Here is a 24,567-nt window from a genome sequence, read left to right on the forward strand (position 1 = left end):
CTCCTCTCTTCATATACGTGTCAAAACCGGAAAGGTTTCCCACTCATTTTACCACATAGGCAATAAGATTCATTTAATTCCAAAAAAACCAATATTCCTACCTCATTCGTCTTGAAAAACAAAATGTGGTGACATATGATAAAAATGTAAAATGAGAAAAAATAGGGGGAACTTACATGTTGAAAAAAATCATGGTGGCTGTCATATCTTTCGGTCTTTTACTAAGCTTTACACAAGTTGACACTCACACAGCGGATGCAAAGACAGTCAAGTACAAAAACTGCAAAGCACTCAACAAAGTGTATAAAGGCGGCGTGGCAAAAAGCAAAAATACGAAAAACAAAGGTGGAAAAACGAAGTACAAGCCTTATGTATCAAAAGCACTCTACTTAAAAAATACACACCTTGACCGTGATAAAGACGGCATCGCATGTGAACGTTAAGAAGAAGAAAAAAGACCTGTCACAAGGTCTTTTTTCTTTGGGATCAAACTCGTCCCTTTGTGCCATCTTCATCTTTATATTAAAATAAAGATAGATTCAAAAAATGATACAAAGTGGGGTACTCAATTTGTCAACACAAGCTGATAAGAAAGACATCCGATTGATTGCCATTGATATGGATGGCACGCTGTTAAACAGTGAGCACGTCATTCCTGAGGAAAATAAACAAGCCATTAAAGAAGCAGAAGCCAAAGGGGTCCATGTGGTGATTAGTACAGGACGTACGCTGATGACATGTCGAGAGCTGGTCGAGCCGTTGAAACTCTCTTCTTATCTTGTCACAGCGAACGGAAGTGAAATTTGGGATTCAAACTTCCAGTTGATCGAACGGGAACTGCTGCATCCCGATCACGTTCAGATGATGTGGGATCTAAAAAACAGATACGAAACCGATTACTGGGCATCTACTGTGGATAAAGTGTGGAGAGGAGAATTCCCAGAACGCATTCATGACCACGAATGGTTGAAATTTGGTTTTGATATTCATGACGATGCTGTTCGTGAGGAAGTCCTCCATACATTGAAAACAAATGGACAGCTAGAAATCACGAATTCCAGTCCAACCAATATCGAAGTCAATGCAGCAGGCATTAACAAAGCGGCAGCTCTTGCGAAAGTAGCAGAACGCATTGGCTGCACAATGGACAACGTCATGTCACTTGGCGACAGTCTGAATGATATGGCGATGATTCAAGAAGCCGGATTAGGCATTGCAATGGGCAATGCACAAGAAGTTGTGAAAGAAGCGGCTGATTGGATTACAGCTCCTAATACAGAGCACGGGGTAGCAAAAGCCATCCAACATTGGGTGCTGTCTAAATAAACGAGTAGAAAAAGTGAGAGGACATGACCTCTCACTTTTTTTGTTTTCTCCTAGTTCTATTGTTATATTTTCTGACAATTTCATGTGCAGTCTATCCAAAGTTGGTATAATCAATATAAATTCGAATATTCGGACTTTCTATTCCGCAATTCGGAACGACAAGGAGGGGTCCTATGTATCAAGTGGATATTAACTGTGATTTGGGAGAAAGTTTTGGTCAATACACCATCGGTTCAGATGAACAAATTCTTGAATATGTTACCTCAGCCAATATTGCATGCGGTTTTCATGCGGGAGATCCAACTGTGATGAGAAAGACGGTTAAAATGGCACTGGATAAAGGGGTTCAAATTGGTGCACATCCAGGTCTGCAAGATTTAGTCGGTTTTGGCAGACGTCCAATCGCGATCTCAGCAGAGGAAGCCTATGATCTTGTGATCTATCAAATTGGTGCACTATCAGCTTTTCTGAAAGCAGAAGGCGGCATGATGCAGCACGTCAAACCACATGGCGCCCTTTACAACATGGCGGCTAAAAATACTGAATTATCTGAATCGATTGCGAAGGCTGTGTATGATATTGATCCTAACCTTGTGTTATTTGCGCTGTCAGGCAGTGAACTTGCGTCAGCAGGGGAAAGAATCGGTCTTCAAGTGGCACATGAAGTTTTTTCTGATCGGACGTATCAACCAGACGGGACACTGACATCCCGCCGTGAACCTCATGCACTTATTGAAGAGGATGAAAGGGCGGTTCAGCAGGTCATCCGTATGGTAAGAGAGGGAAAAGTGAAGACAGTGCAAGGGGAAGATGTTCAGCTCAAAGCAGATACGGTATGCATCCACGGGGATGGCAGTCACGCGCTTCAATTTGCAAAAACCATTACAGCGAAGCTAAAAGAAGCCACTATTCAACTCAAGGCCTTTCGATAAATCGTCATCAAAGGGGGAAACAGCATGAAAAGAGAGAAAGCCAAACAGATGAAAGCTCCAAAAGGGAACCGTTCTATGCTGATGGGCGCAGCCTTTTTAATGGCAACGTCCGCCATTGGACCGGGATTTTTAACACAAACAACGGTGTTCACACAGCAGCTCGCAGCTAGCTTTGGGTTTGTCATCTTGATTTCCATTTTGCTAGACATTTTTGCGCAAACAAATGTATGGCGTATCATTGCCGTCTCGGAAAAAAGAGGACAGGACATTGCCAATATGGTTCTGCCGGGGCTCGGATATGTGTTAGCCTGTTTGATTGTCATTGGGGGTCTTGCCTTTAATATTGGAAATATCGCTGGTGCGGGTCTCGGTTTTCAGGTCATATTCGGCGTCGATCCCCGCATAGGGGCTGGGGTCAGTGCAGTCATTGCCATTCTCATTTTTGTCATCAAAGAGGCAGGAAAAGCGATGGACCGATTCACACAAATCGCTGGTTTTGTCATGATTGGTCTGATGCTGTATGTGGCTATTTCCACAGCACCGCCAGTTGGAGAAGCGGTCATGAGAACTTTCGTGCCAGAGAAAATTGACATGTTATCCATTGTCACACTTGTCGGCGGGACAGTTGGTGGCTATATCGTTTTTGCTGGTGGTCATCGTCTGCTGGATGCTGGCATTAAGGGGAAGGAAGCATTGCCGCAAGTGACGAAAAGTTCCATTTTCGGTATTTTGATCACATCCGTAATGCGTGTGGCTTTATTTTTAGCCGTTCTAGGAGTTGTCTCAAAAGGCTTACAGATTGATCCGTCGAACCCGCCTGCGTCTGTTTTTCAATTAGCATCTGGAAATGTTGGATATAAAATGTTCGGGATTATTATGTGGGCTGCTGCCATTACCTCAGTCATTGGAGCAGCATACACCTCCGTTTCCTTCTTTAAAACCTTCTCACCAAAAATCGAGAAAAATCAACGAGGCATTATCGTTGGATTCATTGCGCTCTCGACCATTTGTTTTATAACGATTGGAAGACCTGTGAACATATTGATTTTGGTTGGGGCCATCAATGCATTGATCTTGCCGCTTGCACTCGGAACATTGCTGATTGCTGCCTATAAAAAAGAAATTGTCGGTGATTATCGCCATCCATTCTTTTTGACCGCAACAGGTGCGTTTGTTGTTGTCATCATGGCAATCATGGGCGGATATACCATCATGAATGAAATTCCAAAACTATGGAGCTGATCACATGAAAGCATATCAAACCTATAAGCCGTCACAAATAAGGGAATTGATTCGTAAGCAGAAGATCACAGGACCAACGGCTGGCTTTGCTGAGGGATTTGCGCAAGCCAACTTAATGATCGTCAAAAAAGAGCTGGCCTTCGATTTTCTTTTATTTTGTCAGCGGAATCCGGCTTCGTGTCCTTTGCTTGATGTGCTCGACCCAGGTGATCCAGTGCCAAGGCGTTCAGCACCTGATGCCGATATTCGAACGGATTTCCCTAAATACCGTGTTTACAAAAAAGGGGTTCTTCAAGAAGAGATAACAGATATTTCTTCCTATTGGGAGGATGATATGGTGGGCTTTCTCATCGGATGCAGCTTTACGTTTGAGCATGCACTCATGCTGAATGACATTCCTGTCCGTCATATTGAAAATGGACATAATGTCCCAATGTATCAAACGAACATTTCATGTGAAAGGGCAGGTGTATTCCATGGTCCGATGGTTGTCAGCATGAGGCCGATCCCAGCGCATCAAGTCACAAGAAGTGTTCAGGTGACGTCTAGATTCCCATCGGTACATGGCGGTCCTATCCATATAGGTGATCCAGCTGTGATTGGCATTGAACATGTAGATCAACCAGACTTTGGAGAACCATCTGTGATCAAAGAAGGGGAAGTTCCGGTGTTTTGGGCATGTGGTGTGACGCCGCAAGCCATCGTCATGCACACTAAGCCAGACATTGCGATCACCCATGCACCCGGTCATATGTTTATAACAGATGTAAGAGATCAAAAGCTCGGTGTCCTGTAGAAAGAGAGGTGTCATAAGAGTGGCATTTTCAACGATAAAAGATACGATCACGTTCCATCCGCTAGGAGACGCAGCCATTGTCATCCAAGCCGGGACTGACATAAGTGAAGACATTCATGAGCGTGTGAAGCAGCTGTTTTCATGTATTGAACAGCATCCATTTGAAGGATATGTGGAAGCTGTTCAAGCTTTTACAAATGTGACCGTCTTTTATGAGCCCTATAAGGTGTATCAATCTGCTCAGCTTAAGCAACGTGCGATCTCTCCGTATGAATGGGTCAAAGATTATATTGAAAACCTCCTTGAAGACAACTGGCAGGAGGGGAATCAGGCAAAGCGCCGGATCGTCGACATTCCTGTATGTTATGGAGGAGAGCTCGGCCCTGACTTAGAAGAAGTCGCCCGTATCAATGATTTGACGCCTGAAGAAGTTGTACGCATTCACACCTCCGGGACGTATCTTGTCTATATGATTGGGTTTGCTCCTGGGTTCCCGTTTTTAGGCGGACTTTCTGAAAAAATTGCAGCTCCGCGCAGACAAACACCAAGAATGTCGATTCCAAAAGGGTCTGTGGGTATTGCGGGGAAGCAGACAGGGGTTTATCCGATATCTACACCCGGAGGCTGGCAGCTCATTGGACAAACCCCTTTGTCCTTATTTCGGCCGAATGCTGAGAGACCTAGTCTACTAAAGGCAGGGGACGAGGTTCGATTTGTTCAACTGTCTGAAAAGGAATTTTTCAGCATGAAGGAGGAAGATCGTTGAGTATGCATGTCATCAAGCCAGGAATGTTCACCACCATTCAAGATAAAGGGAGAATAGGCTATCAGAAGTACGGTGTGTTAACGAGCGGCAGCATGGACCCGCTCTCACTCCGAATCGCCAACATCCTCACCGGGAATCAAGAAAACGAAGCGGTGCTGGAAATCACTTTAATGGGGCCCGGCCCAGTGTTGACATGTCAGAAGGATCAGCTGATCGCCGTGACCGGTGCTGATGTGGAGATTGAGATTGACCGGGAACAAGCGCCTCTATGGAAACCACTCTTCATTCGAGCAGGAAGCACGATCACCTTTGGCCCTTGTAAGAGGGGATGCCGCTCCTACCTCGCTGTAGCCGGTGGATTTGATGTTGAGCCGGTGATGAAAAGTAAAAGTACGTACGTCAGAGCGAAGATAGGCGGAATAGAAGGGCGTCCGCTAGAAAAAGGAGACGTCCTGCCAATTGGAGAACCGTCACCACTGGCGGAGCGCCTCGTTCACATGTTAAAAAGCAAAGGGGAACGTGCGCCAGACTGGACAGTCAATCATGCGCATTTTTTGCCTCTCGGGAAATCACCAGTCATTCGGGTGCTTGCAGGCAGACATTTATCTCATTTTCAGGAAGAATCGCAGCAAGCTTTTTTCGAGCGGTCTTATCAGGTCACTCCCCAATCTGATCGTATGGGATGCAGATTGAAAGGGGAACCGATTCGTTTAAAGCAAAAACTTGAATTGATTTCAGAAGCGGTTGCTTTTGGCTCTATTCAAATTCCTCCTGACGGCCAGCCGATTATTCTACTCGCAGATCGTCAAACGACAGGTGGATATCCCCGAATTGGTGAGGTGGCAACAGTCGATTTGCCGCTCATTGCGCAGGCGATGCCTGGAGCGAATCTCACGTTTCAACAAATTGACCGCCAAGAAGCAGAGAAAGCCTTATTCACACAAGAAGCAGAGATGAAGGACCTGACGGCAAGATTAAAACTCGAAGCATTTTCGTTTTAGAAAAGGTGAGGAACATGCAGAACACAAATAAAACTGTTGTGAAATCAATGGAGATATTACGGCTTTTTATCACACACGAACAATTAACGTTAAATGACATGATTGAGCTCTCGAGCATGCCCAAAACATCTGTACACCGAATGGCCAACTCGTTAGCCGATATGGGGTTATTAGAAAAGCATCCTTCAGGTGTTTACCGATTAGGATTGATGTTCCTTGGATACGGTCAGCTTGTCGCAGACCGCCTTGATATCCGTAGAATTGCAAGGCCCTTTATGGAAAACTTGCGTGATGAGGTAGGTGAGGCTGTTCAGCTCATTATTCGTGAAGGAGATGAAGCCATTTATGTGGAGAAAATGGAAGGAACGCAGCCTGTCCGGCTCTATACCGCTGTCGGAAGAAGATCCCCATTATATGCGGGAGCTTGTGCGAGAAGTATTCTCTCCTTTTTGCCAGAGGAAGAGAGACTTGCCTATATTGATTCGGTAGAGCTCGGGAAAATCGGGATCGGAACCATTACCGATAAAGATGTCCTGCGAAACATGATCGAAGAATCAAACAGGCGTGGATATACGTTAAGCTATTCAGAGCTTGAAAACTATACTGCGGCTATTGGAGCGCCCATTTTCAATCATCACGGAGAAGTGGCAGCAGGCATTAGTATTGCAGGGTTTGAGGCCGGCTATCAAAAGGAACGGCTTCCTTATTTAATTGAGCAGGTCAAAAAAGCGGCCAGCGGCATTTCAAAAGAGTTAGGTTTTGCAACTGAACAAATAAAAAGCCAATGACCGTTAAGATCATTGGCTTTTTGCGTGTTCATGATTAGAAAGTTTTACCTAAAGCTTTTGCACGTTCGATCGCATCTGCTTTAATTTGTTCTGCTTTTGCAGGCTCAGCATTGTGACCTTCAACAATAAGACCTTCGAAAGAAGGAATACCGAAGAAGTTTGCAATTGTTCCAAGGTAACGGTGACCTGCTTCTAGTTCAGCAGCAGGACCTTCAGTGTAGTATCCGCCACGTGCTTGGATGTGTAGCGCTTTTTTGTCTGTTAGTAATCCAACAGGACCTTGTTCAGTGTATTTGAATGTTTTACCAGCTACAGCAACAGAGTCGATGTATGCTTTAAGAACTGGTGGGAATGAGAAGTTCCAAAGTGGTGAAACAAATACGTATTTGTCAGCAGAAACGAATTGATCGCTTAATTCGTTTAGGCGAGCAACTTTCGCTTGCTCTTCAGCTGAAAGTGTATCGAAGCCAGCACCAGATTGAAGCTTGCCCCATCCAGCGAATACATCTGCATCAATGTGAGGAATGTTTTCTTTGTACAAATCGATATGTACAACCTCGTCACTTGGATTTGCTTCCTTATAAGATTCGATAAATGCTTTAGCAGTAGCCATACTGTAAGAAACTGTTTCATCATGCGGATGTGCAGTGATGTATAAAACTTTTGCCATGTTCATTCAATCCTTCCTGTTTCAATGATTTTTTTAGCGTATCCCAAAGATACACTGAATATGTGGCATCTTTAATCATATTGGAATGCTATGAAAAAGATGTAACAAGCACAGTTACATAAAAACTGATATTTTCATTGTAATCACTATATAGTTTGAAGTCAAGGTATAAAGTCTTGAAATCAAGATAAAAAGTTTGTAAATTTTTCTGAAACGCTTCAAGTCCGCGATTTAAGCAAAAAACCCTACTTCCATTGAACAAAAAATGGATCGATATCGCAAGTAAAGTGTTTGTAAATGCGCTCATCCTGCGTCTTTGAAAAAAAGGTGGATGCCTTTAAGCCATCTGCTACAAGCATTTCTTCTTCTTTTTCGTATATATAAGAGAAGGCAGGAGAGAGTGAGGGATAAGAGTGGGACGATCCTATGTTGCGATTGGAGATTCCTTAACGGTTGGGGTGGGGGCACGTTTATTTGGCGGCGGTTTTACGGAGCGATATGCGGCGAAGCTTGAAAAGAAGCTGCATATACCGGTGAAACTGTCCGTATTTGCGAAATCAGGGTTAACAACGGAAGAAATCTTGCAGCTTTTTCAGCGGTCTGATGTAAGACGGGCGATTGCTCATGCTGACATCATCACCATCACAGGCTGCGGGAATGATCTTGTTCAAGCTGTTCTGCAGTATGAAAAAGGTGAAGATGAAAAGACACTGCTGCAAGCGTCTATGCATTGTCAGGTGAATTTCAGCAAAATGGTTCAAGAAATCGCCCTGATAAAAAGAGGGCAGCATCAACCATACTGCGTATATTTATTGAATTTATATAATCCTTTTCCTGAGATTCCGATCGCCGAGAGATGGCTGAAGCAATACAACCATCACCTTCGCCAGCTTGCTACGAATCCACATGTAGAAGTGGTGGATATTTACGGTGTATTTGAAGGTCATCAAAGCGCATACTTATCGATTGATCAATTTCATCCAAACCACAGAGGATATGAAGCAATGGCAGAAGCGCTGTTTCAAAAATCCGCTAAGCAACTGTGATCCCGCGGGATTACAGTTTTTTTCATTCTTTTAAATGAAGGGCTGTTTCGATATGATAAAAGAAACAAAGACAAAAGAGGTGCATGCATGCAGGAGATGAGTGCGTATTTTCATGAATTGAAAGGAACAGCTTATGAGGTAGGAAAGCAGCAGGCTATTTGGCTGAAGGAACGCCCTTTGCTTAAGAAACAATACATTCAATCAGAACCGTTATCAAAAGAGGCTGTGAAGGAAACAAAGCAGCTGATTCGACCGTTTCTTCCTCAGTTAGAAGAAGAGCTCTCGGGATTTTGTGATGAAATGCAAATAGATGAAAGCGATTTGACCTTTTTCTATTCTTCGCATCTTCAGCCAGGCTGTTCCCATTGTGTGATGCAGGGGAATGAGGCTGCCAATCAACAGACGGTGATGCTTCGCAACTATGATTTTTCTCCGCTGTTTGATGATATGCGTCTTGTATCTACACATGTGAAGGGCTCAGCAGTCCATACAGGCTCATCATTAATCTTATTTGGTCGATCGGATGGGATGAATGAGCATGGTCTATCGGTAACATTTTCTGCATGCGGTCCGCCTGTTGGCAACGAACCAGGCTTAAAGCCGCCGGCTGTTGCTGGCTTGCAAGTATATCATGTCATTCGTGCTGTGCTAGAGTCCTGTAAAACGGTGGAGGATGCCGTCCGTTTGGTACAGGAAATGCCCGTCGCGTCTAATGTTCACCTCATGCTTGCTGACCGGAAGGGAGAGGCGGCTGTGATTGAAATGATAGATGGGCAAAAAAAGGTGAGAAGGCCGGAGCGTGGATTTATTGCGGCTACGAACCATCCGCTCGCTGATCACACGGCAAAAGGGTTGACGAAACATCATTCTGTTGTCAGGTACGACATGTTAATTCAAGCTTTAGAAGAACAGCCGTCAAGCGAGTCTCTTACGGAACTATTTCAGACAGAATACCCTGCTGGTCTGACTGTACACAATTATGAAGAGCTGTTTGGGACGATGCGAACCGTCATGTTTCGGCCGGAGGAAGGGACGATGGAGTATTGCTTTGGCTCTCCCGTCTATAATCCTACCTATTCATTAAAGGTCGGGGGCACACTGCCATTTCATGAACAAACGATTCAATTTCATCAAAAGGATTATGGACCTTCCTTTTGGAGAAACGTGTGAGTCTTTCATTTTGTCACAGCCTGTGTGCCAAATTTAGATCAACTTCAGGTTGCATCGATCAGTGAAAGCGTTTTATATTAAAGTGTGACAATAGACCTATTTAAGCAGAAGGAGGCATTTCATGTACATAACGGCACGAGAACAGAAAGTGATCAAATATATGATTCAGCAAAATCGTTATGTCACCATTCGTGAGATCGCCGATTCTGTTCAAGTAAGTACAAGAACCATTCATAGAGAACTTAAATCCATTAAACCTATTTTAAAGAATTACAACCTATCACTTGATAAACAGCCGGGGAAGGGCTTGAAGGCGGTCGGTGAACAGGAAGACAAACAGCGGCTTCTGTCTCATATTTCAAATGAAGACCAAATTGAATATAGTTCTGATGAACGGAAGCTCTTAATCCTATGTGCCCTGCTTGAAGCAAAAGAACCGGTGAAATTATATACACTTGCAGCTGACTTGCAGGTCACAAATGCGACCATCAGCTACGACTTAGATGAACTGACGGACTGGATCGCTCCTTACGGTTTACTGCTTATCCGCAAGCGTGGGTACGGCATTGAATTAAAAGGACCGGAGGAAGCCAAACGAAAAATTGTCGGGAACCTGATCGTGGACCGTCTCGACATTCAATTATTTCTCGAAACGATTGAGATGAATATTAAACATCGAACGAAAGCGACTGAAAAGGTGTTTGGGGTAGTCAGTCGAGGACAGCTGCTCAAGGTAGAAAGGCTGCTCTTTCATTTGAAAAACAGACTCTCTCTCTCTTTGTCAGATAGTGCCTATATTGCACTTGTCGTTCACTTAACCTATGCCATTGAACGCATTCAAATTGGTGAAACCATTCGGATGGAAGAGGAAGAATTGCTTGAATTAAAGCGGACGAAGGAATTTGAATCTTCACTCAGAATCGCACGAGCATTAGAACGCATGTTTAATGTAGAGATTCCTGAAGCTGAAGTTGGATACATGACCATCCATTTGCGCAGTGCAAATCGAAGCTTTACGGCAGAATACCGCATTGATGAGATTGAGTTAGATATCGCGCTGAGAACGAAGAAACTCATTGACTTTATTTCTCATAAAACAGGCTATCATTTAAATGAAAACGATTCATTGTATGAGGGACTCGTGTCTCATCTTGAACCAGCTATGAACCGATTAAAAGAAAAGATGCGGATTTATAATCCGCTCACACAACAAATAAAAAAAGACTACTTCTTGCTGTTCATGGCGATTGAAGAAGGTGTGGAGCGCTTCTTTCCTGAGATCGAATTTCCAGAGGATGAAATTGCCTTTATCGTGCTTCATTTTGGTTCGGTGCTTGAAATTAAAAAAGAAGAAACCAAGATTCATGCATTGGTCGTTTGCTCAAGCGGTATCGGTTCGTCAAAAATGCTCGCATCACGATTAAAAAAAGAATTGCCTGAGATCGCCAAATTCGATCTATCTTCCTTAATGGAGCTAAAGGAAATCGACGCTGCAAGCTATGACATGATCGTATCAACCGTGCCGATCCCCTATGAGCATATTGATTACATTATGGTCAGCCCGCTCTTAAACGAGGATGACGCGGTGCGGGTCAAGTCTCATATTAAACGAAAAATTCCTTATCTGATTGAGAAAAAAAGAGCGCAGGAATCTGCAAAAGAATCGGTGGAGGAAACGGTTGATATGATAGGGATGGCAGAGCAAATCACGAATTATATGTCAGTGATTCGCAGCATCTTGTCCCATTTTACAATCGAAAAAAAGAAGACGACGGAGCAGCATGAGTCAACAATGAGAGAGCTGATGCGTCAGGTTGAAAGTCAAGGCTATTTAGAACGTGCAGACGAAGTGACAGCCGGTTTGCTTGAGCGTGAGCAGCAAGGTGGTTTAGGCATTCCAGGAACCGAGTTTGCTCTTTTTCACTTAAAGCATGATCTCATTAAGAAACCGGTCTTTCATATCTATGATCTTGATGAGGCATACGAGATCAAAAGCATGGATGGCGGGCAGCAGCTTATGTCCAGAATGCTCCTCATGCTAGCGCCGCTAGAGCTTGGCAAAGAAGGGTCTGAAATGTTTAGCCTGATCAGTTCATCCATCATTGAAAGCGAAGAAAGCATGGCACTTTATGGACAAGGAACAAAGGAAGAGATTGAACAGAAATTACATCAACTTTTTTATCAATTTGTCAAAGAGGCAAAATGGTAAGAAAAAAGCCGAGAGCTTATTCGCTTCTCGGCTTTTTTGCTGTGACACAGACAGCAAGGGTGGGACGAATCTCCTCATATTCAACAGAAAACTGATCAAATCCAGCAAATTCTAAATCATTGAGGATGCTTTCGCTCATTTCTTTTGTTCGATTGGCGTCCGCTCCTTTTTCTCTTGGTTGCATCACAATGACGAGTGTTCCGCCCGGTTTCAAGGTGTGATAAAGGTTGAGTGCGCCAGCCTTTGGGTCATCCCAAATCGTATAATTGTTAACAGAAAGTACTTTGTCATACTGATCCGCCGGCAGGCGTGTTTTTTCAATTTTCCCGACATACAGCCGGACCTGCTTCTCTTTGGATCGTTTCTTTATACGCGAATGCGCCTGTTCCTTCATAGTTGAAGAAGCATCTAGTCCATCAATGTGAAGATCGTCATAATACTTGAGCATATGTTTGATGCTATAGCCGGGGCCATAGCCTATTTCCAATATGTTTTCACCATCTGATAAATCTAAATGCTGGATCGCCCATTGATTCAGTGCCTTATTTTCATTTGCCATAATAAAACCTGCGATGCTTCCGAGCCAGCCTTTTGGTCTGCTAAAGGTTTTAGAAATGGTTGACAGCATGTGAGAACGCTCCTTTTTTATGTTTATGTAACCGATTTTTCCCATCCTGAAACCTGTCAATTTTCAAAACGCATCGATGACGCATAGGGATGTTTGAGTGAAAAAATGAAGTGGTAATGAAAGGATACATCAACAAATCAAGGAGGAGCTTACACATGGATTTACGTGAATACTTAACAAATGGCATTCCGCGCCAAACGCAGGATCAGCAGCCAGGCAGTGAAAGAGAAATGAATCCTGCCCCGATCTATGAGGATGAATCGTATAAAGGGTCTGGTAAGCTAAAAGGTAAGGTAGCGCTGATTACAGGTGGAGACAGCGGAATTGGACGTGCCGTTTCTGTTGCGTATGCCAAAGAAGGAGCTCATGTCGCGATCGTATACTTAAATGAACATGAGGATGCAGAGGATACGCAAAAACGTGTAGAACAGGAAGGCGTCAAATGTTTAACAATTGCAGGGGATGTCGGGGACGAAGCCTTTTGTGAGAAAGCGGTAGAAAAGACAGTTGAAGCCTTTGGACAGCTGGACATCTTAGTCAATAATGCGGCCGAACAGCATCCGAAAGAACGTATTCAAGATATTTCTAGTGAACAGCTTCACCAAACCTTTAGAACCAATTTCTATTCTTATTTTTATTTTACGAAGAAGGCACTCGATTACTTAAAACCGGGAAGTTCCATTATTAATACAACATCTATTAACCCGTATCGAGGCAACAAAGTGCTCATTGATTATACGGCGACAAAAGGGGCCATCAACGGCTTTACTCGTTCTATGGCACAGTCGCTTGTGAAAGATGGAATTCGGGTAAACGGTGTAGCACCCGGTCCAATTTGGACGCCACTCATCCCATCTACATTTGATGAAGACAGTGTCGAAAGCTTCGGGGCCGAGACCCCAATGGGAAGACCAGGACAGCCTGTGGAGCATGTAGGCTGCTATGTACTGCTTGCTTCGGACGAATCGTCTTATATGACGGGACAGACACTTCATGTCAACGGCGGTTCCTTTATGAATACATGATCAATAGCACGCCGCCCAGATTTGATTGGGCGGTGTGTTTAGTATTTCTTCCGGTTCTTCTGTACAGATGAGACAGACCATATGATAATGCCCACAACAACCGCTGCAATAACAAGTGAACTCAAATGGAACATCGTTTCATGATGCATATTCAACTTCCCCCTTCAATGTATCCGTTTTTTATAGCATCAGCTAGAAGATGTCTTTTTATGAAAAACACATTTCTTTGTTTAATGAATGGATTGTCGTGGAAACCTAAGAGTACGGATGACATTTTGAAGGAGTGAAGATACATGTCACAAGAAGAGTTAAAGCAAAAGGTAATGAACTTATTAGACGAACAAAAAGTGGGAACATTGGCGACTGTTGAACAAGATAAGCCGCATACCCGCTATATGACTTTTTTTCATGAAGGGCTGACATTATATACACCAACAAGCAAAGAAACACATAAAGCGGATGAGATTGAAAAAAATCCGAATGTTCATATTCTCATTGGTTATTCAGGTGAAGGATTTGGGGACACATATGCAGAAATCGCAGGTAAAGCCACATTAACGGATGATCCAGAACTGATCGACCGCCTTTGGTCTGATGAGATGGAGAAATGGTTTAAAGGAAAAGATGATCCAAACTTAGTGATCCTTAAGATTGACCCAACCTCCATTCGTTATATGAACGAAGGAAACCGGACACCAGCAGAATTATCACTTTAACACTTGCGTAAGTTGGGGGAACGTGTTATAGTTTTATATTAAGTGTTGAAATAGCAAATAAATAAAGAAAGTAAACTTTCTTTTTTCTATGACATAATGAGAAGCAATAGAGCTTCTACTTGATAAGAACGAGACGCTGTCAAAGCGAACAAACTTATTCTTTTCCTTCTGCAACCGCCCCCCTATAAAAGCGGAAGAATGGAAAAAAGACGTTTTGATTTACAATTCACACTGGCACGGCTTCGGAGCCGTAAGGACGAATGAGAGGTAGGGCTTTCGTTGTCTTGTTATCCAGAACTTCCATGGCGTTTACTTTCAAACGTAGGTTCACTCGGAACACATATGACACACTGATATGATCGAATCTTAATTCATACACTCCGTGACGGAGATTAAACATTGATTATTTATTTGCATGAAAAGAGTAAGAAACGGGTTGCCATCTATTTGGCAGCCTTTTTACGTTTTAAACAATAAAATAGGAAAAAGGAAGATAAATGCGGACACCGTCCGCATGATATCTCCTTCAAAAAGATCCGCCGCCAACAATAGAACAACGAACACTCATCGACAGAAAGAGGGAATGCTTCATCATTACTCACTTCGCCCTTTCTTCTGATACCTCCAAATCCGGCCAATAAAAAAGAACATCACCGTAAACAAAATAGAGAAGATCAACATGTCCAGCAGTGTCACACCTCTATCTGGATGCACAACCCCAAACCAAACCCATTGAAGAACAAAAGAGATAGCAAAATAAAAGATGGATTCTTTCATGAAATTCTCCTTTTTACTTATTTTTTTGACTGTTTAGCCACACCAACCAGATGAAGAAGGAACAAATGGCGCATGCGAGCAAAGTAACAGGCGGCAAGGTGTACCAGCTAGTCAGCCCCTTTACAAAGCACATATAAAAAAAGAAAATGGTAATAGATACGAGCACCCCTTGCTTGAACCAACGGGGAACACGCAGCCAAGCCGCTAGAATGATCGATGATAGCTTATCCATTGAGATAACATCCTTTTTTTGAATCTGATTGGATTTTATCGTAAATAATCAAATATGTAAAATATGGATTTAGAAAGTTGGAATGGTATTCTGCTAGCATGAAACATTCTCGCTGCACTGACGTATAAGAAAAAGGAACTCCATGAAAGGAAGCGATCAAGTGAAAAGAATACCAGTGATTTTCCTCAGGTATATTGTCTTCTTTATTCCAGCAATCATTCTTAGTGTCTTGGTGTGGAACCATTACCAAGATGATTTGTCAGCAGGGAAAGCGACGCAATATGACGTCAAACAAATATTTACATTCGATGAAGGAAAACGAGTGGTGAGTGCTGTATCAAAAAACCAGCAGCTCCATTTTGCAATGTATGATCCTCAATCAGGAAAAAAAATCAGTGAATGGACCACGGAAAGCGATACGTTTAATGAAATGTTGCCATCCACTCAAGGTAACAACCTCTTACTTGCTTTAAAAAATAAAGACGAGCGGCTGTTGATCGAGAAACTGTCTCCAAGCGGAGCAAAGAAAGAACTCGTTAAGCAAAAATTACAGATTCCCTCATTTTTAAAAACGAATACATATCAATGGAATGGACGACTCTTGTTTACAGGAGAAAAGGAAGGCGCTGCTGCGGTCCTCGGTGAGCTAAAGAATGGTCAGTTTCATGTCCACAATCTCAACGAGCTGAAGCTGCCAGCAAGACCTGTTTCCATCGATGTCGTCATGAATTCTTTTAGAGGGCAGACCCCATTCCCTATGTTTGAATTGACTTTGAAAAATGACCAGAAGGCGTATGTCAGCGGAATCTCAAACGAGAAGCATCAGCTTGGGGTCTATGTCTCCAAAAGTGCTGAACCGTTTAGCCTCATTGAAGATAAAGTCGTGCAGCAGCTGCAAAAAACGATCGGATCATCACAAAACGTTGCTGTCGCTGTCGAATCCAACTATCCAAAAAGACCAAGGAAAGTGGATGCAGAGGGAAGGCTTGGGGAAGTCGTCCCAACACCAAAACCGATTTACCAAACCTTTATCTACCAGCTGAATGAAGAAGAAGTTCTTCTTGCAGGCTCTACAGCAAAGGACGAAGCAAAAGGCAAGCTGACTGGTTATATTTATAATCACCGCACGAATAAGGCGACGTCTGCCAGCAAGCTTTTTCAGTCGTTGTCATATGAATCTTTACAAAAAGAAGATCTCTCTTTTCATAAAAATGTGAAGAGTGATTGGCTCTATTATTCACTTGGCAACCAATTAACGGGGGCATTTGAGGCGAAAAGCAAACAGCTAAAGGAATTCCCTTTGCAAAAGGTCATCTCAATCGAAAATGCCAGTCCAGCCCACCAAACGTCTGTTGACACCTTTATACAATATGTCATGAAGGGCGGACCACTCATTCTCAACTGGGCGATATGGCTCTTTATCCCACTGCTGTTATTTGTGCTAGCGATCTTCCTGCCGCCGATTTTGAGACTGGTGAGAAAGAACAAGATAAAAGACAGTGTCACATTAGAAGCCAATATTGTATCTGTCAAAGAAACGGGTACCTACATCAATGAACAGCCGCTGGTCAACATGCAGCTTCAATTTCAATATGATGGGGAAAATATCGAGAAGGCGGTTAAAACGGTTGTATCCTATACTCAGATACCGCAACCGGGTCAGCGTATCGCCATTCTCTACAATCCGAAAAAGAAAAAAGCAATGCTCTTAAAAGAGGGTGACTTCTCGCAGCCGAGCGAGCCAAAGTTCATCAAAGGCGCTATTTTAAGAAACATAGAATCATATGGAACCGTAGGACGAGGCACCGTCTTATCACTTACATTTGAAGCAGATCAGAAAAGGTATACCATTCCGATGATTCAAGCCGCTGGTTTTGAGTTTAGAACAGGAGAAAAAGCCGATCTCGTTGTCATCAGCGGTCAGTTGAAAATGGCAGCCTATGGGCATGAAGTGCGGAATCGTGCGGGAAAAGACGTGACATTAACAGGAACGATCCAGCGGGTGAAGCAATATCCAGTCACAATTCATGATCAGAAGCCTATTATGCTGGATGTGACGGTTTCTAGCGGAGATCAATCCATCACAAAAACGGTCAGTCAATTCATCCCTGATCATATGGAGGTCGCGCCAGGAACTCAAATCACGATGCAGACAAAACAAGAAGAGCTGGATAAAGAAATCAGTCTTATGCAAGAGAAACAAGGAAGTGCAAAAGTGACCCATGTCTCATTTTCCGGTGTCATCGGCAACCAGCCGTTAGCGATCATTCAGATTGAGAGAGATGGCGTGATGTATGAAGTGAAACAGCCAATCGATCCGATCACTAGCGTACTGCCTGGTGATGAATTATGGATGGCGTATCACGACATGACGCGTCAAGCAGCCATTGTGAAATATGCATCGATTTAAAAAAGCGTTCCCCAGCGTGAAAAAAGGGCTAAAACGAATTTCGTTTTAGCCCTTTTGATTAAGCTTTTGTATCATACTGGCGAAGCACCTTATCATAGGCGAAGTTGCCGAAAGGAATGAATGCCGCAAAGAATCCGGCGATGGACCATTTCAAATGCCAGCGAACTTTAAAGGTCACATATGCCAAAATGAGCATATAGATGACAAACAATGCGCCATGAAGAGAGCCCACAATGGTGACCGCCATCGGAATATCCGCAAAATATTTTAGAGGCATGGCAATTAAAAGAAGGGTTAAAAGAGACATACCCTCAATAAAACCCGCCTGTCTCAGACGGCTGATACTTGTATGCATATACAAATCCTCCTGTATAAAAGCTAGTTTCTCATCTTCTAATATAAACGAAAGACCGCCTGAACATGCGATAATCTACGAAAAATTCAAAATATGTTCATGTTATTTTTAAAAAATGGGAGAATTGCAGCTGTGATGGATTTTAAAGATTAATCGATATCAATGAAACGAGCTAGGGCATAAATGCTAAATTCTTTTTTCTAACGCCTTTTGAATACAGAGGGTTTTTTTGTATGACTGGAAAACATATGATGAACGAAAATTTGGCGGGTTGGTGTCTATGCGGCACTACAAGCTCTAATTTCGTGGTACTTTCTGAATACGTTTCAGTGTAGATATGTCTCTATTTCAAGTGTGTTGTCTTTACACTAGTATTTCAGCTCTATTTCTCATTTATGTTCAGCCATTAGAACCGCATCTCCACGTCTGCTATAATAAAAGGATGGATAGAAGAAAGAGATGTGAAATTTCGTGTCAAAAACAGTTGTATTAGCAGAGAAACCTTCAGTAGGACGTGACCTTGCACGTGTGCTGAAGTGTCATAAAAAAGGAAATGGTTTCTTAGAAGGAGATCAATACATTGTCACGTGGGCGCTTGGCCACTTGGTGACACTGGCTGATCCAGAAGGCTACGGGAAAGAATTTCAATCCTGGCGCCTAGAGGATTTACCAATTATTCCAGAACCACTCAAGCTTGTCGTGATGAAAAAGACAGGGAAGCAGTTCCAAGCGGTCAAAGCGCAGCTGGCGAGAAAAGATGTAAAAGACATTGTCATCGCAACAGATGCTGGACGTGAAGGGGAGCTTGTGGCAAGGTGGATTCTTGAAAAAGCACATGTGAAAAAGCCTCTAAAACGTCTATGGATTTCGTCTGTTACAGACAAAGCCATTCAAGAAGGGTTCAAACGATTAAAAGACGGCAGAGAGTATGACAACTTGTACCGCTCTGCGGTGGCGCGTGCAGAGGCAGACTGGATTGTAGGGATCAACGCAACAAGAGCGCTGACAACGAAGTTCAATGCGCAGTTATCCTGTGGACGTGTGCAAACGCCAACGATTGCTATGATCGCCAAGCGAGAGGAAGACATTCAGCAATTCCAGCCGAAGCCGTTCTTTGGGCTGACTGCACAAGTTGACGGACTGACGCTGACTTGGCAGGATGCAAAGACAAAACAAAACCGTACATTCCAAGAGGATGTAGTGAAGGAGCGCTTGGCAGCCTGTAAAGGAAAACCTGCGGTGATTGATGCACTGAGAAAAACAGCGAAAAAATCCTTTGCTCCAGGATTGTATGACCTGACAGAATTGCAGCGTGATGCCCATAAACGCTACGGTTTTTCAGCAAAAGAAACACTGTCTACACTTCAGCGTCTGTATGAGCAGCATAAGCTCGTCACGTACCCTCGTACGGATTCACGTTTCATTTCGGCAGATATCGTGCCTACATTAAAAGATCGACTCAAAGGAATGAACGTTAGACCTTACGCGCAGCATGTGAATCGCATTTTACAATCAGGCATTAAAGCACATAAAGGATTCGTCAACGATGCCAAAGTGTCAGATCACCATGCGATCATTCCAACCGAGGAAGAGCTGTATCCAGGTGCACTAAGTGATAAAGAGCGTAAATTATATGATCTTATTGCTAAACGATTCCTTGCTGTACTCATGAATCCTTTTGAATACGAGGAAACAACGGTGTTTGCCAAGATAGGCAGTGAAACCTTCACGGCAAAAGGAAAAACCGTACAATCAGCCGGCTGGAAAGCCGTGTATGATGATTCCTATGAAGACGAGGAATCAGTCGAAGTAGATCAGCATCTGCCGCTGCTTTCAGAAGGGCAGTCACTTGAAGTACGCCAGCTGAAAGAAACAACTGGAGAAACGAAACCTCCTGCCCGCTTTAATGAAGCAACCTTACTATCTGCTATGGAGAACCCAGCTGCATTTATGCAGAATCAGGAAAAGGAACTAGTGAAAACCCTTGGTGAAACAGGCGGTCTAGGGACAGTTGCCACAAGAGCGGATATCATTGAAAAGCTGTTCAATAGCTTTTTAATCGAGAAAAAGGGAAAAGACATTTTCATCACATCGAAAGGGAAGCAGCTGCTCTCCTTAGTGCCTGAAGACTTAAAGTCTCCGGCGTTAACAGCGGAATGGGAACAAAAGCTTTCTAAAATTGCAAAAGGCCAGCTGAAAGCTTCTCAATTCATGAGTGAAATGAAGTCATATGCAAAACAAGCCGTATCTGAAATCAAACAAACGAACCAAACCTTTAAGCATGACAACATGACAGGCACACATTGTCCTGACTGCGGAAAACTCATGTTAAAAGTGAACGGGAAAAACGGCACCATGCTTGTTTGTCAGGATAGAGAATGCGGACATCGAAAAAATGTGGCAAAGAAAACAAATGCACGCTGCCCGAACTGTCATAAAAAGCTTGAGCTGCGCGGAGAAGGCGATGGCAAAATATTTGCCTGTGTTTGTGGTCATAGAGAGAAACTGTCTGTTTTCGAAAAACGCAAATCACAATCCAATCAAAAACGAGCCAGTAAGCACGATGTGTCCAAATATATGAAGAAACAAAAGAAAGTGGAAGAACCAATCAATAACGCACTTGCAGAACAATTGAAGAAACTAAAATTAGATCAATAGTTGTGTAAAAACCCATGTGAATTCGCATGGGTTTTTTGTTTGTTCGAGTATTTTGACATGTTGTTTTTCTGTAAATGGGAATATGTAAGCGAAAAGACTCGTAATTTGGTATAAAATATTTATTTTCATTTAAACAGAAACGCTCTATAATAAATCGTTAGATGCTTAGAGAGAACAAGGATTGAAAGGGGACACGAATGGATACACCCATATATCGTACAGCTATCGCTATACTCATTGTCATTCTACTAGGCGGATGTACCTGGAAACAGCAGCAACATTCAGCTCAACCAGAACCTGCAAAGCCAGTATTGTCAGGAGAGTACTTTATGACTCACCACTTAATGACAGATCAAGGCATGATCCGGACCTCGCTTGCGGAGCAGCCTACTTACTTATCAGAATCGCTCGGACTTTGGATGGATTATCTTGTTAGAAAAAAAGATCAAACATCTTTTGATCAACAGGTAGATGTCCTGCGCACTCAATTCTTACTGGAACATGATCTTCTTAGCTGGCAAATCGAATCTCATCAAAAAAGCAAAGTCAATGCTTTAGTTGATGACTTACGTGTAGTAACAGCACTTCAAAAAGCAGATCAATTGTGGCAGAAGTCAGTATATCAAACCACAGCCAAAAAAATCGCAAAAGCGTTAAAAGACAAAAACATGTTCAAGGGTATGTTGACCGACTATTATGATGCATCGACAAAGCAAACTTCACATACAATCACACTTTCATATATTGACCCAAAAGCAATCAAAGAACTAGTATCCCTCCACCTATTCACAGAACAAATGATGAACAACCAATTGGCCATTCTAAAAAATGCACCGAGACAAAAAGGATTTTTTCCAAAATCCTATGACATAGCGAAGAAAGTCTACTCATTTGATCAGGAAATCAACTTGATCGACCAGCTTTATACGGCTCTTTATGCCGAACGTGCACAGGTTGATACAACAGTCATCATGAAATGGCTGAAAACCAACTTCCAAAAGGAAGGAAAACTGTATGGACGATATAAACTGAGCACATTACAGCCAGCAGTGACGTATGAATCACCTTCAGTCTATGCACTGGTGATCTTATATGCACTCAAACAAGGAGAAGATGATTTTGCAAAAGACGTCTATCACCGAATGAAAGAGCTGCAAATCCAAGATCCTCTCAAGCCTTATTACGGAGGCTATATGAACGAAAAAGATACACACTCATTTGATAATTTATTGCCTCTAATTGCAGAAAGGGAGCTTCTAAATGAAAAGGTTATTCAGTAACACCTATCGCACGTATTATACGGTGCTCCTCACGTTTGCGGGACTCATTTTATTTATGGGCTACTTGAATGGACGTGATGCGGAGAGTGTCATGATCATCACACTCACATTTGTCGTGATAGGATGCGGCATTTTATTTGGTATTTTGCCAGCATTGGTTTTTACTTTGTTGATTTTGTTCTTTATAGGAAGCGGGATGTTCTTTACAGAGCTTGGTCACACAAATTCACTCTTTTCTCATCAAACGTTGCAAGATGTCGTGATATGGGGCGTGGCGCTTCTCTTTTTTGCTATTTCTGCTGGAAACGTGCATGAGCGAATCAAAACGATGCGTTACACCATTGACCAACAAAAGAGGGCCATCAAACAATTTGTAGCGATTGACTCAATCACAGGATTTGACAATGCAGAGCGGATGAGACTCGAGTTGTCTGAGGAAATGAAACGAGCAGAACGATACAAACAGCCATTCGTCTTTATCCTTCTTCATATGCACTACTCAGCGGAATTCAAAACATTATATGGAGAAAAAGAAATGCAACATCTTTTCCAGCAACTCAGTATGAAGATTCGCGAAAGTGTGAGAGAAACCGATAAGAAATTTCGATTATCCGAAGAACGAATGGGTCTCTTGCTCACTCACACACCTGCAGAAAACGTCTCGATCGTTCTTGATAAGCTAAAAGACAAACTGCAAACGCATGTCCTGCTAAATGGTCGTGAAGTGACCTTAACTTTTCATGTCTGTCATTTAACAAGCAGCTCGGACTATCGGACACCAGAGCAATTTTTAGAAGAACTAGAAAACGAGATGATGATGAATGAACTTTAATGTTTTGACGAAATGTTGTTTGTTAATCGTTCTTTTCTCTATGCTTTCGATCAAAGACAGTACATCAGCCGGTGCACTTGAGAAAGAGTCAAGGACCCTCATCGTCTATTCCACACAATCAGGTGAGGCAACTCCAACTGTTCATATGCTTGATGTACTTGTGGGGCATTTTTCCACACGAACGACCATTTTATCTGATGAACAAATCACTGAAAAGAACCTCAATGACTCTCGGCTAGTTATCTATATAGGTGAAGAAAAGAGAACGTTGAAAGCACAAACCATTCGTCTCATAAACGAATCAAAACGCTTAATCGCAATAGGATACAATGCGGAACAGCTTCGTCCATTCTCCAAGCTTACTTTTCACAAACAAGATCACATCAGTCAAATCAAAGATACTGATGATCAAGAATACCGTCAGCTAGAGAGAGGAATCACAGCTCAGACGGTTCAAGGGACAGATCTGCAACGTAAATTCTTATTGAAGAAAAATCAAGCTGAACAGCCATTTGTGATTCAAACAAAAGAAGGTGCGGCATATGTCGGAATGCTAAATATCCTTCAGCACGACAAGCTGCTTGCAGAGGTGCTGGAAAGTCTCCTGCCGGCTTCTAATCAAACGACGACAAAGTACTTACAGATTGGGAAGATTAACCCCGTCACGGATGAGAAGAAGTTACTTGAACTTGGACGATACGTAACAGCTCGCCATATCCCTTTTCTGCTGGCGGTGACCCCTATATGGATTGATCCAGCAACAGGGGATGAAGTGACGCTCAGTGACCGGCCTAAACTTGTCCACGTGTTAACACAATTGCAAAGCAATGGAGCTAGTGTCGTTCTTCACGGGTTTAGCCGTTCGTATCGAACGGAGGAGTCGGGTAAAGGCTTTGAATTCTGGGATGTCAAGTACGATCAGCCCGTTACGTCAAATGAACCAGAGAAAGCTGATCAACAGCTGAACAAAAGCTTTTTTCCGAATGAAAAAGATTTTAATGCGTATATCACATCCAATCAACATCAAGAAGCCATCTATACAGAAGAAAAGCTGACAAAAGGCATTGAACTGCTCGCGCAGCAGGGGTTATATCCGCTTGCATTTGAAGTACCAAATGACGCCATTTCCCTGCAAGGCTATGAAGTGATTTCCCGCCATGTGTCCAGTCTATTTGGACAGGTGCAGCTCTCAGACCGTACATGGAAAACAAGAAGTGCATCACCGTTTTTGTCGACACCCGCCATGCTTCATGGCATGACTTTATATCCTGAACAGTCTATAGATACAGCGTCTGACCAAAAAGGTGCAATCATACTGACTGAACAGACAATTCAATCCTTGCAGCATATCCAATCCGCCGCCATTGGGCTGTCCTATGATGTGGAAGCGGGGATAGATGGGCTGCAAGATGTAATCACACAAATGGATGCGATCCCTTCTAGTGAATGGCTAGATTTAAAGAAAACAAAACAGACTGTTCAAACTCAGAATATCCAGATCAAAACAGCAGGAAATGGACATATTCAAATAGAGCAATCCAATATAGCTGAAACAAAAACAAACAAACGAAGCGGGATGGAAAATATGCTTCGAATACTCACAGTGGTGGTGCTGCTCTTTATTGTGGCATTTGCTTTTTACACATTGTATTTAAGGCTGACGATGAAAAAACGGATCTTTAAGGAGAGAAAATCAGGTGGCTGATAT

At 42.9% G+C, this 24,567-nt stretch carries 23 protein-coding genes; 18 read left to right on the forward strand and 5 right to left on the reverse strand.

Annotated elements, in window-relative coordinates; translation table 11 throughout:
* Positions 1–179 precede the first annotated feature (179 nt).
* The 8 genes from NSQ64_RS02910 to NSQ64_RS02945 all read left to right on the forward strand — a co-directional run bounded on the left by NSQ64_RS02910 (position 180) and on the right by NSQ64_RS02945 (position 6,851).
* The gene (locus NSQ64_RS02910) at positions 180–443 is read left to right on the forward strand and encodes an excalibur calcium-binding domain-containing protein (protein ID WP_024720214.1); all 264 of its coding nucleotides are present in this window, start codon (positions 180–182) and stop codon (positions 441–443) included.
* Between the two features lie 103 nt (positions 444–546).
* Positions 547–1,326, forward strand: coding sequence for a Cof-type HAD-IIB family hydrolase (locus NSQ64_RS02915; RefSeq protein WP_370539173.1), 780 nt, complete (start codon positions 547–549; stop codon positions 1,324–1,326).
* A gap of 173 nt (positions 1,327–1,499) precedes the next feature.
* Entirely contained in the window at positions 1,500–2,258 is a 759-nt protein-coding gene (locus NSQ64_RS02920; protein WP_058336797.1) for a LamB/YcsF family protein, read from the forward strand.
* 24 nt (positions 2,259–2,282) lie between these two features.
* Complete coding sequence (locus NSQ64_RS02925) at positions 2,283–3,500, forward strand: NRAMP family divalent metal transporter (protein WP_007498097.1); 1,218 nt, start codon at positions 2,283–2,285, stop codon at positions 3,498–3,500.
* Between the two features lie 4 nt (positions 3,501–3,504).
* Positions 3,505–4,296 (forward strand): putative hydro-lyase, encoded by a 792-nt coding sequence (locus NSQ64_RS02930; protein ID WP_144679586.1) that lies wholly within the window; start codon positions 3,505–3,507, stop codon positions 4,294–4,296.
* A gap of 19 nt (positions 4,297–4,315) precedes the next feature.
* Positions 4,316–5,062, forward strand: coding sequence for a 5-oxoprolinase subunit PxpB (gene pxpB, locus NSQ64_RS02935; RefSeq protein ID WP_024720220.1), 747 nt, complete (start codon positions 4,316–4,318; stop codon positions 5,060–5,062).
* Positions 5,059–6,063: a 5-oxoprolinase subunit C family protein gene (locus NSQ64_RS02940; protein WP_341014978.1), complete on the forward strand. Its 1,005-nt coding sequence runs from the start codon at positions 5,059–5,061 to the stop codon at positions 6,061–6,063. Before pxpB ends, NSQ64_RS02940 begins: the two co-directional genes overlap by 4 nt.
* A gap of 14 nt (positions 6,064–6,077) precedes the next feature.
* Entirely contained in the window at positions 6,078–6,851 is a 774-nt protein-coding gene (locus tag NSQ64_RS02945; protein WP_341014980.1) for an IclR family transcriptional regulator, read from the forward strand.
* A gap of 34 nt (positions 6,852–6,885) precedes the next feature.
* Here NSQ64_RS02945 and NSQ64_RS02950 read toward each other — a convergent pair whose 3' ends face one another.
* The gene (locus NSQ64_RS02950) at positions 6,886–7,521 is read right to left on the reverse strand and encodes an FMN-dependent NADH-azoreductase (protein WP_024720223.1); all 636 of its coding nucleotides are present in this window, start codon (positions 7,519–7,521) and stop codon (positions 6,886–6,888) included.
* A gap of 413 nt (positions 7,522–7,934) precedes the next feature.
* Between NSQ64_RS02950 and NSQ64_RS02955 the strand changes: the two genes are divergently transcribed.
* The 3 genes from NSQ64_RS02955 (at position 7,935) to NSQ64_RS02965 (ending at position 11,946) form a co-directional block, all read left to right on the forward strand.
* The gene (locus NSQ64_RS02955; protein WP_268383576.1) at positions 7,935–8,567 is read left to right on the forward strand and encodes a GDSL-type esterase/lipase family protein; all 633 of its coding nucleotides are present in this window, start codon (positions 7,935–7,937) and stop codon (positions 8,565–8,567) included.
* An 87-nt stretch (positions 8,568–8,654) separates the two neighbouring features.
* Positions 8,655–9,737: a C45 family autoproteolytic acyltransferase/hydolase gene (locus NSQ64_RS02960; RefSeq protein WP_024720224.1), complete on the forward strand. Its 1,083-nt coding sequence runs from the start codon at positions 8,655–8,657 to the stop codon at positions 9,735–9,737.
* A 121-nt stretch (positions 9,738–9,858) separates the two neighbouring features.
* Positions 9,859–11,946: a BglG family transcription antiterminator gene (locus NSQ64_RS02965; RefSeq protein WP_008347174.1), complete on the forward strand. Its 2,088-nt coding sequence runs from the start codon at positions 9,859–9,861 to the stop codon at positions 11,944–11,946.
* A 16-nt stretch (positions 11,947–11,962) separates the two neighbouring features.
* On the opposite strand, the gene NSQ64_RS02970 is transcribed toward NSQ64_RS02965, so the two are convergent.
* The gene (locus NSQ64_RS02970) at positions 11,963–12,574 is read right to left on the reverse strand and encodes a class I SAM-dependent methyltransferase (protein ID WP_341014985.1); all 612 of its coding nucleotides are present in this window, start codon (positions 12,572–12,574) and stop codon (positions 11,963–11,965) included.
* A gap of 155 nt (positions 12,575–12,729) precedes the next feature.
* Between NSQ64_RS02970 and NSQ64_RS02975 the strand changes: the two genes are divergently transcribed.
* A complete protein-coding gene (locus NSQ64_RS02975) occupies positions 12,730–13,599 on the forward strand; it encodes an SDR family oxidoreductase (protein ID WP_024720227.1) in 870 nt (289 codons plus the stop codon).
* 293 nt (positions 13,600–13,892) lie between these two features.
* Entirely contained in the window at positions 13,893–14,315 is a 423-nt protein-coding gene (locus tag NSQ64_RS02980) for a pyridoxamine 5'-phosphate oxidase family protein (protein ID WP_008347166.1), read from the forward strand.
* 594 nt (positions 14,316–14,909) lie between these two features.
* Here the strand turns inward: NSQ64_RS02980 and NSQ64_RS02985 are convergent.
* A complete protein-coding gene (locus NSQ64_RS02985; protein WP_008347162.1) occupies positions 14,910–15,092 on the reverse strand; it encodes a hypothetical protein in 183 nt (60 codons plus the stop codon).
* Between the two features lie 13 nt (positions 15,093–15,105).
* On the reverse strand, positions 15,106–15,324 hold the full coding sequence (locus tag NSQ64_RS02990; protein WP_082708258.1) for a hypothetical protein: 219 nt from the start codon (positions 15,322–15,324) through the stop codon (positions 15,106–15,108).
* Between the two features lie 160 nt (positions 15,325–15,484).
* Here NSQ64_RS02990 and NSQ64_RS02995 point away from each other — a divergent pair, with 160 nt between their 5' ends.
* Positions 15,485–17,734: a hypothetical protein gene (locus NSQ64_RS02995; RefSeq protein ID WP_341014988.1), complete on the forward strand. Its 2,250-nt coding sequence runs from the start codon at positions 15,485–15,487 to the stop codon at positions 17,732–17,734.
* 58 nt (positions 17,735–17,792) lie between these two features.
* On the opposite strand, the gene NSQ64_RS03000 is transcribed toward NSQ64_RS02995, so the two are convergent.
* Positions 17,793–18,089, reverse strand: coding sequence for a DUF3817 domain-containing protein (locus tag NSQ64_RS03000; RefSeq protein WP_008347156.1), 297 nt, complete (start codon positions 18,087–18,089; stop codon positions 17,793–17,795).
* Between the two features lie 471 nt (positions 18,090–18,560).
* Between NSQ64_RS03000 and topB the strand changes: the two genes are divergently transcribed.
* The 4 genes from topB (at position 18,561) to NSQ64_RS03020 (ending at position 24,564) form a co-directional block, all read left to right on the forward strand.
* Positions 18,561–20,747 (forward strand): DNA topoisomerase III, encoded by a 2,187-nt coding sequence (gene topB, locus NSQ64_RS03005; RefSeq protein ID WP_341014990.1) that lies wholly within the window; start codon positions 18,561–18,563, stop codon positions 20,745–20,747.
* A 197-nt stretch (positions 20,748–20,944) separates the two neighbouring features.
* On the forward strand, positions 20,945–22,027 hold the full coding sequence (locus tag NSQ64_RS03010; RefSeq protein ID WP_135010091.1) for a glycosyl hydrolase family 8: 1,083 nt from the start codon (positions 20,945–20,947) through the stop codon (positions 22,025–22,027).
* Complete coding sequence (locus NSQ64_RS03015; protein ID WP_341014995.1) at positions 22,008–22,859, forward strand: GGDEF domain-containing protein; 852 nt, start codon at positions 22,008–22,010, stop codon at positions 22,857–22,859. Before NSQ64_RS03010 ends, NSQ64_RS03015 begins: the two co-directional genes overlap by 20 nt.
* The gene (locus NSQ64_RS03020) at positions 22,849–24,564 is read left to right on the forward strand and encodes a DUF2334 domain-containing protein (RefSeq protein WP_341014997.1); all 1,716 of its coding nucleotides are present in this window, start codon (positions 22,849–22,851) and stop codon (positions 24,562–24,564) included. The genes NSQ64_RS03015 and NSQ64_RS03020 overlap by 11 nt, the downstream gene beginning before the upstream one ends.
* Positions 24,565–24,567: the final 3 nt, after the last annotated feature.

It is taken from the genome of Bacillus sp. FSL W8-0183 (genome assembly GCF_038006825.1).
GTDB classification, from domain to species: Bacteria; Bacillota; Bacilli; order Bacillales; family Bacillaceae; genus Bacillus; species Bacillus altitudinis.